A 14,211-nucleotide genomic window follows, 5' to 3' on the forward strand; every position below is an offset into this window, starting at 1 on the left:
TGAAAAGCAACAATCTCAAGCTGCTTAACGAATAAAATGTCTCTGTTTGATTTGTCTATTTTCTTGACATAGTACCATTTGTAATTGTGACCAATCTCCTAAAGAGATAACATCTTGTAATCCTCTAAGAGAATGGGACATTGGGAGAAACTGTCCAATTTTGCTAAGAACAGCTATATTTAATTCTCCTGGGAAAGTCCCCCCGCTCGTCGCTAATTGCAAGACTAGAAGCGTTACCGCTAAGAACTTTCCAACAAGACCAAATACCGTTACTAACATAAGAATAAACGTCATGAACGTAAAGGAAATAACGATACTTGATAAAACAAAGAATGGCACACTTGCAACTTCTAATTTCATAACTCCTAGCACAGCCACATCCACAAGTAATGCTTGAATAAGTCCAATTAAATATACCAATCCTAGTTTATTAATAAAATGTACTGTTCCGCTTACCTTCATATTTTGTCTACGGCCAAGAGGTAAAATATTCGATGCCATAATTCCGCCAACATAAAATGCCAGTGATAAAAAGTATGGTGCAATGCCTGAACCGTAGTTAGGCACATCAGAAACTGTCGACTTCACTAACTGAACCGGCTCTGAGAACATCGTATTACGGGCATCATCATTGCGAACATCCGCTATCTTCTCTGCGCCCTCTCCTAATTTCGTAGAAAGTTCTTTCGCACCATCGTCAAGTTTAACAAGTCCGTCCGCTAACTTATTAGCACCATGATTCAGCTCTGTTCCGCCAATCGCAAGGTGATTTACACCTTCTTGTAATGTTGTAAATCCATTTCCCCACTTCGTAAATCCATTAGCTACATTCGCAGCACCATCTGCTATCTTTTTCGTGCCAGCAGTAGCCTCGCTTAACTTAACTCCGAATGTATTCATACCTTCTTCAATCTTATTCTGACCATCAGCAAGCTTCTTCGCACCTTGTGTCAATTGTTGTTGGCTATTATTTAAAGTGTTTGCTGCTTTAGCTAATCCGTTAGAAGTAGCAATGATCTTGCTGCACTTCTGGATGACTTTTCACGTACTCTTCTAATTGTTGTTTTACACTATTTGCTGCATTGTCCGCTTTCGCTTGCCCTTCAGCGAGTTTCTCACTTCCGTTCACCCATTCATTTGTACCAGCACTTAATTCACTAACCCCTGATTGTAAAGTTTTTTCACCTTGAGCTAATAACGCCATACCACTATGAAGTGAGGTTGCCCCTTCACTCAGCTCATTTGCGCCGCCACTTAAGGCAGATTGGCTAGAAGCAAGTTTTTCACTTCCTTCTTTCACTTTTGATGCCCCGTCACTTAAACGATGAATACCATCTGCAAGCTGATTCGCCCCATTTTTTGCATCTGTCGTTCCTTCATGCAGCTTCTCAGCACCATTACTTGCATCACTCAATCCTTGTGCCAAATCTTGAAACTTTGAAAAGACACCTTCTGTATAAGATTTCGTAATACTATTTGAAATTTTTGTTTTCATATTTTCAACAGCTGTCGTTCCAATTTGAGCTGCTACAAAGTTTTTACCCGGATTTACCTTGTACTGAAGCTGCGCTGGCTCTGGTTTCTCATCCATAAGTGTACTTACCTTTTTAGAGAAATCCTCTGGAATCGTAACGACCATATAATACTTATCTTCTTTTAACCCTTCATCAGCATTTTTTTCTGATACGAAATGAAAGCTAGTTCCTTATTCTCTTTTAAATTTTTGACAAAATCTTCTCCTGCATGAATTGTTTTTTCATCCATCGCAGCACCTTTATCTAAATTTACAATTGCAACAGGTAATTTATCTAATCGTCCATATGGATCCCAATATCCAGCTAAAAAGAATCCTGAATAAATTAAAGGAACGATTAATAAAAAAATTAAAGCGATACGTCCATGTTTATGATGCCACATCGCTTTCCAATCTTTAAATATAAGTTGAATTCCCTTCATGAAACATACTCCTTCTCCTAATTTAACACCATTAGAATGGTTTAACAGATTTACTATACACGCCCATTTTCATACTGTATAATACATCTTTAATTATCAATTCATTCCTTTTGGTCTATAGAACGGAGAGTCAAAATGGAACTTCTTCAACTAAAATACTTTCAGACAGTCGCACGATTAGAACATATGACAAAAGCCGCCGAAGAACTGCATATCGCACAGCCTTCGCTTAGCAAAACAATCGCTAGATTAGAAAAGGACTTAGGCGTCCTATTATTTGATCGCCAAGGTCGACAGATTACATTAAACTCTTTTGGAAAAGTATTTTTAAAACGCGTAGAGCGCATTTTTCATGAATTAAGTGAAGGCGAACGAGAAATTAAAGATTTAGCTGAATTACAACAAGGCTCTATTACACTGGCCGTTTCTATTCCGAGAATATTACCAGAACTACTCGGTTCTTTTTTACTAGAACATCCTAACGTTCGATTCCAACAATTTCTCGCATCTACTCCTTCTATGAAGCGACAACTAGATAATATAGAAATTGACTTTTGCATTTCTTCTGTGCCAATTGAAGGCGAGGAAATTATGTGGGAACCGCTTATTACAGAAGAAATTTTCTTAGTTGTCCCTTCAGGTCATCGTTTATCAGGACGCGAAAGTATCCATCTGCATGAAGTAAAAGACGAACCATTTATTAGTATGAACACTGGTTACGGATTTCGGCACTTAACGGATGAATTTTGTAAAGAAGCTGGCTTCACTCCACATATCGCTTTTGAAGTAGATGAACCAACCGTGATTAGCGACCTTATTAAGCAAGGTCTCGGCATCGCCTTTGTCCCAAGTTTAACTTTATTAAAAAACTCTACTTTAGCATTAAATAAGTTACGTATTATTGAACCCAATTGCGAGCGGACTATCGGATTGAGTTGGTCGAAGAAACGCTACTTATCAAAAACCGCTCAGCAATTCCGTAGATTCGTAATTGACTACTTCTCCAATATTAGAACGTAAAATTATATCGACTTAGTAAAAAATAAAAGGTGCCACCTTCAGAGGATAGCACCTTCTATTTCTTACTCTTCTCCAATTCCATTTCCGCTAAAAGCGGCAATACGTTATCGAAAATATGCGTATTATTATTTTCACCTGTTACGTATCCACCGTAATATCTACTAAATATATTGTCATTTCGGAATGTGGCCATATGATCATATAATTCCTTTGCAAACTTTGTATCACCTGTTTGTAGTACGTACAAGATCGTTAGTCCGTATGCGGCTGGTGATTCATAATTCACAGTTTGTTTTCCCGTTTCTAAATTGTAACGACCGTATAGCTTTCCATCCTCCTGGAACTTCTTCTTGATAAATTCCAAATAAGCAGCTGATGAAAGGCCACCTAAACTTCGATGATATGCAACATATGATTGGTCAATAAGATTTACTTCTTTATCGTACGTAAATGTACCATCTTCTTTATACTCTTTTGGGAATGCCCAGCCATGCCTTGGATAATCCGCTAAAAATTGAACGACTTCCTGATATTGCTGTGCAGAAACTTTGCCGTACTTTTTCATATACGAGAATGCGTGTGGATTTAAGTATGATGTCGTTGCAAAATTATTTTGTTTCCCTGCATCTGCATCATAATAATCAACGTAATAATTATCTTTCTTATTATAACGAATTACAGCGTCACTCAATTGATCTGCCAAGTTTTTATAACGCTCTTCCTTGTACATTTCATAAGCACGATATAATTGTTCTATAATACGAAGATCATCTATAAGTGCATTTGTAGCTGACTGCATTTCTCCCTTTTCAGAGATTTTCCATATAACAATATGCTCCTTATGTACAAAGCTATTTTGAATAACCTTAACTTGTTCATCGAATAACGCTTGATCGTTTTTATCCAATGTATATTGTAGCCATAGTCCTGCTGATTCCGATAAAGCTTCACGGCCTTTCGCTTCACCCGTACCTGCCTGTGTATCCGCAAAACGATATGTGGCAAGCGTCCCATTTTCATTCACCATATGTCTTAAAATAAAATGTTCTGTACGGTTTCCTTGTATAGCTGACCAAAATACAATGCCACCTAAAGCGATTAAGAGAATAACTCCAATCCCTATATATAAACGTTTCCGCAATCTTTTCACCTCCCTAATAAGGCTAGCCTTAATTTTACCAGAACATACGTAAAATTAAAAAAGACAATCTATTAGATTGTCTCCCTTGCCTCTATCCCTCACAAGCCTCTTTAGAAGGTCTATATAGCGATGCCACAAGTCGATCATATTCACGACGCGTAATCTCTTTATTATACAGCTTCAATAATAAATCTCTATGCTCTTTTGAAAATGCCATCTTTTTAATGACTTCAGGATACATAAAACATCCTCTCCATTTCACATAAACTTCTTCACCTCGAAAAACAGAACTTATGTTCGCATAAAAGATTATAAAATATTCCTTACTAAAAAACAAACAAAATATTATTAAACATTAACTTCTTTCTATTTAGAATATTCAAACATTATATTACCATATCCACTTTTTAAATACATATATATTTTTGGTAGTTTTTCTGAATAAATCTTCCAATTCAATCAGAAAATAATGGCAAAAAGAAGAGGAGTTTACATATGGATACGGTAACATTAGCAAGAGCATTTTTTGGTTCTTCATTAGCATTCCACATTATCTTTGCAACACTTGGTGTCGGACTTTCATTAATGATTTTTATAAGTGAAATACTCTATCACTGGAAGAAAGATTCCGATTACGCCATTATGGCGAAAAGATGGACGAAGGCTTTTGCCATCCTTCTCGGTGTAGCAATTCCAACTGGAACAATTGTTGGTGTGCAAATCTCACTTCTTTGGCCTGGTTTTGCCAAAATTGTTGGGCAGGTTATTTCTGTTCCCTTTCAAATTGAGATTTTCGCCTTCTTTTTAGAGGCGTTGTTCATGTCTATTTATGTATATGCAGCTGACAAACTACCTCCATTCATGAGATTAATCTCGCTATTCTTCGTCATGATTGGGGCCACGGCATCTGCCGTGCTTATTACATCAGCAAATACATGGATGAATACACCCGCAGGCTTTTCAATGGGGCCAGATGGATCAGTTTTTAACGTTGATCCATGGAAAGCTTTCTTTAATCCGAGTTTTGGTACAAGCGCATTCCACGTTGTGATTACAGCCTATACAACTGGAGCTGCCGTCATTGCCTCTATCGCTGGATTTAAATTATTAAAGAAGAACTTAAGTAAACGTGAAATTGCTTATCATAAAAAGGGACTACTGTTAGGACTCGTCGTGACATTTATTACAGGTGCTACGATGTGGCTTTCGGGACACGAATCGGCGATTGCCTTACATAAGCATTCTCCTGAAAAACTTGCATCTGCCGAAGCTTTATTTGAAACGACATCACATGCACCGTTATCAATTGGCGGAGTTGTAGACCCTAACACACTTGAACTAAACTATGCACTAGAAATTCCGAACACGCTTAGCCTACTAGTGGGACTCGACCCTAGCACCGTCGTAAAAGGACTAAAGGAATTCCCACAAGAAACATGGCCACCATTTTACACACATACACTATTCAACTTAATGGTCGGCACCGCTGCCTTTACTTTTGCAGTTGCAGCAATCGCCCTCTTATATTGGTACTTTGTTTACCGAAAAAAAGGTGCAGAATTACCGAAGTGGCTTCTTTGGGGAGCTGCAGCATGTGGACCAATTATGATGCTCGGTATTGAATTCGGGTGGATTTTCAGCTGTAGTGGTCGTCAACCGTGGACCATTTATGGTATGCAACGGACAGTCGACGCTTCTACACGCGCTGATTTTGTCGGTCCTTTATTTATTCTATTCATCATTTTATATATTGGACTCGGCATTTTAACAGTTTTTGTACTACGGACATTCTTTAAGAAACATCCGCTTACAAATGATTTACATCACGAAGGAGGCGATTCTCGTGCATGAGGAAAGTATTGCAATCATCATCTTATGGGCTCTTATTTTCGTATACAGTATATTAGGGTCCATCGATTTTGGAGCAGGTTTTTGGGGCATGGTATACGCAAAACATCCAACGCTCGCTGCCAAACTTGCCAATCGATACTTATCACCAACTTGGGAAGTAACAAATACATTTCTCGTTTTTGTCGTTGTCGCTTTTCTCGGTTTCTTTCCGAAAGCTGCTTTCACCCTTGCGACAGTGATGTTCGTGCCAGTTATGTTAATTTTAATACTCATTGCAATTCGCAGTACATTCATGGTATTTGCTTACTCTCTGCCAAAGTATCAATTCCTCCTTCGGGTGATTTCAGGTATTACTGGGCTCTTAATTCCAGCCTTATTAATTACTGTTTTACCCGTTACAGAGGGGGCTTATATTACAATCTCTGAAGGAAAAGAAGTACTCCTGTATGGAAAACTTCTTTCTAGCCCGGTTATCTACTGCTATATGCTCTTTGGGCTAACTTCGGAACTATTTCTCTCCTCTCTCTTTCTTGCTGATTTTGCGAGAGAGCAAGGTTCAGAAGATTCGTATAGAATTTATAGAAGAAACGCCATCATCCTTGGTCCTGCAACACTCGTTACGGCGATTATCGCCCTCGTTGTAATGGATCCGGAAACACACTGGCTTATGCAAGGACTAATAAAGCAATTCCCATGGTTTACAGTTTCTATCGTTTTATTCGTTATCGGATACTCTTCTCTTTGGTGGACAAACAAGAAGTACGGCACACTAGGATACCCTCGCATCGCCGTTTTAGCGGTCGTCGCTCAATATGCATTTGCAAGTTACGCTTACGGTGTCGCACATTTACCTTATATTATTTATCCTGATGTAACTGTATTTACAAGTTTTACAACGACAGAAACATTCTATGCATTGCTTATCCTATACGCAATTGGAATCGCAATTTTACTACCAGGATTTATTTTCTTCTGGAATTTATTCTTGAAGGATCGAACTTTTTTGAAGGAAAAATAATATATTCGGGGGAGTCTGTTCCAAAAGGCATTTTGGATGGGCTCCTTTTGTCATGTTTTGTCGATAAGTCGATATATTTTAAAAATCGCTGATATATTTTAAGTTGCGCCGATATATCTCCATAATCGCTGATATATTTTAAGTTGCGCCAATATATCTCCATAATCGCCCATGTAAATTTCATTTACTATCTTACTACCCCTCTAATTTATAGACTCCTCTCATAATAGTTATTTCACTATTCGTGACACTTGTCCTTTCGCTTGAAAAACACATATTCACTTTATTCCATTATATGCCTAGTTCTTCCTATTTTTTGTTGAATATACTATCAATACAAACTTGAGACAAGCTACATTTGTTCAAGGGAAAATAGAAAGGTAGGCAAAATATGAGCATTGAAATATGGATTACTATTATTGTATTCTTCTTAACGATGATTGTTATCTTTTGGCGACCCCGTGGCTTAAATGAGGCTTGGCCGGCAGCAATTGGCGCTGGCATTATCTTGATTACTGGACTTGTATCAAGACCAGACGTCATAGATATTATTAGTAAAATTGGCGGTGCCTCTATAACAATATTAGCGACCATCGTTATGGCGGTTATATTAGAAAGCTTCGGCTTCTTCCACTGGTCCGCAGCGAAACTTGCAAATTTAGCAAAAGGATCTGGTCGCCGTCTATACTGGTATATTCAATTATTATGTTTTCTTATGACTCTTTTATTTAATAACGACGGTAGTATTTTAATTACAACTCCAATTTTAATTCTTCTTCTAAAAAACCTTCAATTAAAACCACATCAACAAATTCCTTATTTATTAAGTGGTGCTTTAATCGCTACTGCATCTAGTGCACCAATTGGTGTAAGTAATATCGTAAACTTAATCGCATTAAATATCGTTAATATGACTCTTTACATGCATACTGCTATGATGTTTGTACCTGCAACACTAGGTTTATTATTTATGTCATGGCTCATGTATACAGTGTTAAAGAAAAAGCTTCCTAAAAAATTACCTGTTTCTTCTTATGACATTGAAGAGATTTTCTTCACAAAAAACTTCCATCCACTTAAAGGAACAAAATCTGTTAATACGAAACAAAAACGTACAAAATTCATGTTAAAAGTATTAGGTTTCGTCTTTCTTATGCGCTGTCTTCTATTCGTTGCATCCTTCTTATCGATTCCAATCGAAATTGTTGCTGTACTCGGTTCACTCGTTCTTCTCATCTGGAGATGGTACTACTTACGAACAAACCCAGTCGATATTTTGAAAAAGACACCGTGGCACATTTTAATTTTCGCTTTCTCTATGTATGTAATTATTTACGGGCTTCACAATGCAGGGTTAACAGCGGCGCTTGTAAGTTGGCTCGAACCAGTTGTAAGTCAGCATCTACTCTATGCTAGCTTTGCAATGGGCGGACTTGTATCTATCCTCTCTAACGTCTTTAATAATCACCCTGCACTTATGATTGGTACCATTACACTAACAGAAATGGGCCTAGATCCAGTCACATTAAAAACTATCTATCTCGCAAATATCATTGGTAGTGACATCGGTTCACTATTATTACCAATCGGTACGCTAGCTTCCCTCATTTGGATGTATATCCTAAGACAAAATAAAATTAAAGTGAAATGGAAAGATTATTTAAGCGTATCTCTCATCGTAATCCCACTCACAACAGCCGTCACATTATTCCTCTTATACTACTGGGTACAATTATTCTTCGCCTTATAGAAAATAGAAGCCCCCTTTGCTACCGTCTTAGCAAAGGGGGCTTCTTCTATATTTAAGTTAGGTACTACAGTGTGATCAATCAAGTAAAGAGGTGTAACGTGTTATTGGTATAAATGACTACCAGTGTCTTTAAATTCTTTCGCTTTCTCTTTCATCCCTTTTTCAATTGCTTCTGTCGTTTCTAAATCATTGTCTTTCGCATATTCACGAATATCATGTGAAATTCTCATACTACAAAACTTCGGTCCACACATTGAACAGAAATGAGCCGTTTTCGCGCCTTCTGCTGGCAATGTTTCATCATGATATTCCATCGCACGTTCAGGGTCTAAAGATAAATTAAATTGATCGCGCCAACGGAATTCAAAGCGAGCTTTTGAAAGTGCATCATCACGCTGATGAGCCGTTTTGTGCCCTTTCGCAAGATCAGCTGCATGTGCAGCAATTTTGTACGTAATAACCCCCGTGCGAACATCATCTTTATTCGGTAAACCTAAATGTTCTTTCGGTGTTACATAACAAAGCATCGCCGTGCCAAACCAGCCAATCATCGCCGCTCCAATTGCCGATGTAATATGGTCATAACCTGGTGCAATATCTGTCGTTAACGGCCCAAGTGTATAGAACGGTGCGCCCTGACAAATATCAAGCTCTTTCTCCATATTCTCTTTAATTAAATGCATCGGTACATGCCCAGGTCCTTCAATCATCACTTGCACATCATGTTTCCAAGCAATCTTCGTTAATTCACCAAGTGTTTCAAGCTCAGAAAACTGTGCTTCGTCATTTGCATCTGCAATCGAACCTGGACGTAATCCATCTCCAAGAGAGAACGAAACGTCGTACTGCTTCATAATTTCACATATCTCTTCAAAATGAGTGTATAAGAAGTTTTCTTTATGATGGAATAAACACCACTGTGCCATAATTGAACCACCACGCGAAACGATACCTGTCGTACGCTTTGCAGTAATCGGAATGTAACGAAGTAATACGCCCGCGTGAATCGTAAAGTAATCCACACCTTGCTCCGCCTGCTCAATTAACGTATCACGATACACTTCCCACGTTAAATCTTCTGCAATTCCATTTACTTTTTCCAGCGCTTGATAAATCGGTACAGTTCCAACTGGTACAGGCGCGTTACGAATAATCCACTCACGCGTCGTATGAATATTTTTACCTGTAGATAAATCCATAATCGTATCCGCACCCCAACGCGTTGCCCACGTCATCTTCTCTACTTCTTCTGCAATCGAAGAAGATACAGCAGAGTTTCCGATATTTGCATTGACCTTCACGTGAAAGTTACGGCCGATAATCATCGGTTCTGCTTCCGGATGGTTAATATTCGCTGGTAAAATGGCACGACCTTCCGCGATTTCCTTACGAACAAACTCAGGCTCTACTCCTTCACGAATCGCAACATATTCCATCTCAGACGTAATGATACCCTTACGTGCATAATGCATTTGCGTAACATTTCCACCTTGCTTTGCTCTAAGCGGCTGACGATCCATTTGCGGGAAAACAGGCGTATGTTTCAAAGCCACTTTCACACCGTCATCCTCTGGTTTTACTTCGCGCCCTTCGTATGCTTCTACATCTCCGCGCTCCAGGATCCAAGAGTGGCGCGGCGCCTGCAGCCCCTTTTCCAGTTCCACTTTATAAGCAGGATCTGTATAAGGACCGCTCGTATCATATACACGAATTGGCGGATTCGGAATACCGTTCGTTTCGCTTTGTTCAATCTCGCGCATCGGCACTTTCATACCAGCGCGTGGTCCATCCACATACACTTTCTTACTTCCTGGTAAACTCGATTTCAATTCAATTTGCTCAGCTGAAACAGACTGTTTCATAACCTTTGTTGCCCCCCTGTACGTGACAAGGACAAGATATGGCCAGCGTATGCCAAAATAAAAAGAGCCAGGTCCATAAAAAAATAAGGACCTGGCTCATAAAGACATCATTATGTAAAGCCGTTAACTTCCCTACGCTGGTACGAGCCAGATCAGGTCCAAAGGGTTAAGAAGTTCACACGCTTCTCTCTCAGCCTACGCATACGTTAGGCACCCCTAGTTTATCACTGATTTAATTTTCAATACTTTCCCATCATACACGATAATCTGAAAAATGCAAAGTTTATTTCTTTTGTTGTTTATGGAATCATCCACGTTAAATAATATGCCTGTACATACGTCATAATACCAACAATAATTACGAAGAATAAACTATGCTTCACTGTAAAGCGGAATAAATCTGATTCTTTTCCAGCAAGTCCAACTGCCGCACAAGCAATTGCAATCGATTGCGGAGAAATCATTTTTCCTGTTACACCGCCCGTTGTATTTGCTGCAACGAGAAGTACTTCAGATACACCGACTTGCTGCGCTGTAATCGCTTGTAAATTCGAGAACAGTGCATTCGCTGACGTATCGGATCCTGTTAAAAATACACCGATCCAGCCTAGGAATGGTGAGAAGAACGGGAATAGTCCGCCAGTTCCTGCAAGTGCTAATGCTAATGTAGAAGATAGACCAGAATAGTTTGCGATAAACGCGAATCCTAATACGAATCCGATAGATAGAATTGGCATCTTAAGCTCATTTAACGTTTCTTTAAATGTTACTACTGCATCTTTTGCACTCATTTTCAAAATAAAGATAGAAATGATACAAGCAATTAAAATTGCTGTTCCCGTCGCTGATAAAATATCTAATTTCAAGATTGCTTCATAAGGCGTCGGTTTATTTACAATTGGCTCTGCTTTCATTACTAAATTGTGTAAGCCTGGAACTTCAAACTTAAACACAAGGCTTTCCAAAGCACCGCCTGGAGCAAATAACGCTTTAAAGAAACTTTGGCTCCAAATGACTACCATCACAGTTAAAATAATGAATGGAGACCACGCTTTTACTACTTTTCCTACCGTTAGTTTCGGCATAGATATCGCTGTTGCTGCTACTTCACTATTTGCTTCTTTAGACTGATAGATTTCTTTCGGCTGCCAAACTTTTAAGAATAGCGATAAACTCACTAAACTTACAAGTGCTGACGTAATATCCGGAAGTTCTGGCCCTAAGAACGTCGCTGTAATGAACTGCGTAATTGCAAATGAGCTACCTGCTACAAATAGAGCCGGCCATGTTTGTCTTACTCCTTTAAATCCATCCATTAAAAATACGATAAAGAACGGAACAAATAATGATAAGAACGGTAATTGATGCCCAGCCATTTGTCCAATTTTATGCGGATCAATACCTGTTACTTGTCCAGCAACTGTAATCGGAATTCCCATCGCTCCGAACGCTACTGGTGCCGTATTTGCGATTAAACACAGACCCGCTGCATATAAAGGATTTAACCCAAGACCTGCAAGAAGCGCTGCGGTAATCGCTACTGGTGCACCAAATCCTGCTGCCCCTTCCAAAAATGCTCCAAATGAAAAACCGATTAAAATAACGAGTAAACGATGGTCATTCGTAATGGATAATACAGATGCACGAATCACATCGAATTGACCTGTTTTCACAGATATTTTATATAAAAATACCGACATAATGATAATCCAAGCAATTGGCCATAGTCCGTATAAGAAACCATATCCCGTCGCTGCCATCGCCATCGTGAACGGCATCTTATAAGCGAATAACGCAACTAAAATTGTAAGTACGACTGTAATTAATCCTGCCACATACCCCTTCATGCGGAAAACTGCTAAAGCTAAGAAAAAAAAGATAATCGGAATAAGTGCGACCGCTGCCGAAATCCAAATGTTTCCGAACGGATCATAAACTTGTGTCCATGTGTTCATTGTTCTCTCCCCCTAAAGAATCCCCTTTTAAATAGAATAACCTCATCAATAGACTATCAGGTCATCATACCTTTAAACCTAAAATAAAAAAACGTCAAAGAAAACGTTTTCATTAATTTTATCACAACAATTTTCATTAAAAAAGATTTTTTTGAAAATTTTATTATTTATCATGAGAATCTTACAAAAACGTCACGTTCTTGTAATGTTCATCGATAGGAAGCTCGCTACATTTCCTGCATAATAAAGGTATAAAAACGGATATTATTTATGAGGTGATATATATGAACGGAAACAAAATATTAGCAGCTTTATCATACTTTAGTGTATTATTTGCCCCTATCTTATTCCCTATCATTGTGTGGATTGTGGGCGATTCTGAAACGAAACCGCACGCAAAACGCGCTCTATGGACACACATCATTCCAAGCATCGCGTCATTTATTGGATTTATTATTCTAGGAATTATGGGTATCGGATCGAATCAACCAGACATAACACTTGGCATTGGAGCAATGATTGTCTTATGTATTTGCGGCATTATTAGCTTATACTACTTCATTTGGAACATCGTAAAAGGTATTAAAGTGCTGAAAGCTTAAGTTTAAACAAACGTTTGATTAAAACAGTACGCATCATAATAAATGAAATTTTATCGGCGATACGACAATCTTTTAATAAGAAAAAAACCGTCCCAAAATACTTTTTGGGACGGTTTTTTTATCTTCTGCGTTTCTTCTTTTTTCTCATCATTTTTTTGCGGCGCGTATTCACTTTATCCGCTATAATGTGAAGCGTACTTGCTACAATAATTCCCATTACGAACGTTACAATTTCAACCTCATGTTCCTTCGCAATTTCTATTAAATTCCCATCAAGCACGATTACATTTAATAGGAATAAAAACGGAGAAAATACAATTAACATGTATGCAATACGAATCACATCACCAAGTATAATTGTATGTGTAAAGAAGGATCGATGCGGCATGACCTTCTTATACGGATACCAAAATATACGTAGGAACCCCCATTTATTATACGCATTACTATATGTATCTAAATCCGGCGTTAAAAATGAAGTACCTACTAAAAAGCCAATTGCAAAAGTTAATAAAAAATCCAAGTCTGTTAATCCATACGAAAAGAGCATAAACAAAACAACCGGAAGGGATATTAAGTTTATTTTCGTATGCGTTCTTCCTGATGGCATAATGCACTTCCTCGCTTACGTTCGCCCTGTCACCATATGACAGTTCTCACCTACTGATCTAATTTCTGATCGATAAAGGATGTGTCTATATCCGAACCAAACCATTCTGCCAACTTCACTCGTGCCTTATCTTTCACCTCTTCATTGACGTATAACGACGCTTGTAATAGAGCAGCCATTAACGCCCCTAAATCATCTGTATAACCAACTCCAGCAATGAAATCTGGGATGGCATCAATTGGTGCAATAAAATAAGCAAGTGCTCCAATCACAATAATTTTCACTCGCTTTGGAACATCAGGTCTTTGCAAAACGTAAAACAATAATAAACTTGCATAAATGACCGACTGCCCTGCTTGCTTTGCAACATGTTTTGCTTTCTTCCAAAACGCTTCAACTGAAAATTTTTGTTCCATGTAAAAGCCTCCCTATTTTTTAAAGAAATA

At 38.4% G+C, this 14,211-nt stretch carries 13 protein-coding genes, 1 pseudogene and 1 riboswitch; of the genes and pseudogenes, 5 read left to right on the plus strand and 9 right to left on the minus strand.

The window, feature by feature from the left end; all coding sequences use genetic code 11:
* Nucleotides 1-24: 24 nt before the first annotated feature.
* The 3 genes and pseudogenes from JDS99_RS32395 to JDS99_RS32405 all read right to left on the minus strand — a co-directional run.
* Entirely contained in the window at nt 25-954 is a 930-nt protein-coding gene (locus tag JDS99_RS32395) for a YhgE/Pip family protein (protein WP_255543210.1), read from the minus strand.
* A 46-nt stretch (nt 955-1,000) separates the two neighbouring features.
* Entirely contained in the window at nt 1,001-1,495 is a 495-nt protein-coding gene (locus JDS99_RS32400; protein ID WP_369413402.1) for a hypothetical protein, read from the minus strand.
* A gap of 6 nt (nt 1,496-1,501) precedes the next feature.
* A pseudogene (locus tag JDS99_RS32405) lies at nt 1,502-1,956 on the minus strand (YhgE/Pip domain-containing protein); the annotation flags it as partial.
* 135 nt (nt 1,957-2,091) lie between these two features.
* Here JDS99_RS32405 and JDS99_RS19215 point away from each other — a divergent pair.
* A complete protein-coding gene (locus JDS99_RS19215; protein ID WP_088064816.1) occupies nt 2,092-2,976 on the plus strand; it encodes a LysR family transcriptional regulator in 885 nt (294 codons plus the stop codon).
* A gap of 55 nt (nt 2,977-3,031) precedes the next feature.
* On the opposite strand, the gene JDS99_RS19220 is transcribed toward JDS99_RS19215, so the two are convergent.
* On the minus strand, nt 3,032-4,117 hold the full coding sequence (locus tag JDS99_RS19220) for a transcriptional regulator (RefSeq protein ID WP_141542770.1): 1,086 nt from the start codon (nt 4,115-4,117) through the stop codon (nt 3,032-3,034).
* A gap of 91 nt (nt 4,118-4,208) precedes the next feature.
* The gene (locus tag JDS99_RS19225; protein ID WP_000283173.1) at nt 4,209-4,358 is read right to left on the minus strand and encodes a hypothetical protein; all 150 of its coding nucleotides are present in this window, start codon (nt 4,356-4,358) and stop codon (nt 4,209-4,211) included.
* Nucleotides 4,359-4,612: 254 nt separating this feature from the next.
* Between JDS99_RS19225 and cydA the strand changes: the two genes are divergently transcribed.
* The 3 genes from cydA to JDS99_RS19240 all read left to right on the plus strand — a co-directional run bounded on the left by cydA (nt 4,613) and on the right by JDS99_RS19240 (nt 8,736).
* A complete protein-coding gene (cydA, locus tag JDS99_RS19230; protein ID WP_199695527.1) occupies nt 4,613-5,968 on the plus strand; it encodes a cytochrome ubiquinol oxidase subunit I in 1,356 nt (451 codons plus the stop codon).
* Nucleotides 5,961-6,986 carry a cytochrome d ubiquinol oxidase subunit II gene (locus JDS99_RS19235; RefSeq protein WP_000544164.1) on the plus strand — a complete coding sequence of 342 codons (1,026 nt, stop codon included), beginning with the start codon at nt 5,961-5,963 and terminating at the stop codon, nt 6,984-6,986. Before cydA ends, JDS99_RS19235 begins: the two co-directional genes overlap by 8 nt.
* A gap of 391 nt (nt 6,987-7,377) precedes the next feature.
* Nucleotides 7,378-8,736 carry an arsenic transporter gene (locus JDS99_RS19240; RefSeq protein ID WP_046960100.1) on the plus strand — a complete coding sequence of 453 codons (1,359 nt, stop codon included), beginning with the start codon at nt 7,378-7,380 and terminating at the stop codon, nt 8,734-8,736.
* Between the two features lie 101 nt (nt 8,737-8,837).
* Here JDS99_RS19240 and thiC read toward each other — a convergent pair whose 3' ends face one another.
* On the minus strand, nt 8,838-10,598 hold the full coding sequence (gene thiC, locus JDS99_RS19245; protein WP_000814449.1) for a phosphomethylpyrimidine synthase ThiC: 1,761 nt from the start codon (nt 10,596-10,598) through the stop codon (nt 8,838-8,840).
* A 112-nt stretch (nt 10,599-10,710) separates the two neighbouring features.
* A riboswitch (TPP riboswitch) is annotated at nt 10,711-10,826 on the minus strand.
* Nucleotides 10,827-10,897: 71 nt separating this feature from the next.
* On the minus strand, nt 10,898-12,553 hold the full coding sequence (gene lldP, locus JDS99_RS19250; RefSeq protein ID WP_001099351.1) for an L-lactate permease: 1,656 nt from the start codon (nt 12,551-12,553) through the stop codon (nt 10,898-10,900).
* 284 nt (nt 12,554-12,837) lie between these two features.
* Between lldP and JDS99_RS19255 the strand changes: the two genes are divergently transcribed.
* Nucleotides 12,838-13,155, plus strand: a complete 318-nt coding sequence (locus tag JDS99_RS19255) for a magnetosome magnetite crystal formation protein family (protein ID WP_199695528.1) — start codon at nt 12,838-12,840, stop codon at nt 13,153-13,155.
* Nucleotides 13,156-13,273: 118 nt separating this feature from the next.
* Here JDS99_RS19255 and JDS99_RS19260 read toward each other — a convergent pair whose 3' ends face one another.
* Nucleotides 13,274-13,765 (minus strand): metal-binding protein, encoded by a 492-nt coding sequence (locus JDS99_RS19260; protein WP_199695529.1) that lies wholly within the window; start codon nt 13,763-13,765, stop codon nt 13,274-13,276.
* Nucleotides 13,766-13,815: 50 nt separating this feature from the next.
* Nucleotides 13,816-14,181 (minus strand): YkvA family protein, encoded by a 366-nt coding sequence (locus tag JDS99_RS19265; RefSeq protein ID WP_000435500.1) that lies wholly within the window; start codon nt 14,179-14,181, stop codon nt 13,816-13,818.
* Between the last annotated feature and the right edge of the window lie 30 nt (nt 14,182-14,211).

It is taken from the genome of Bacillus cereus group sp. N6 (assembly GCF_016483705.1).
Lineage (GTDB): Bacteria > Bacillota > Bacilli > Bacillales > Bacillaceae_G > Bacillus_A > Bacillus_A wiedmannii.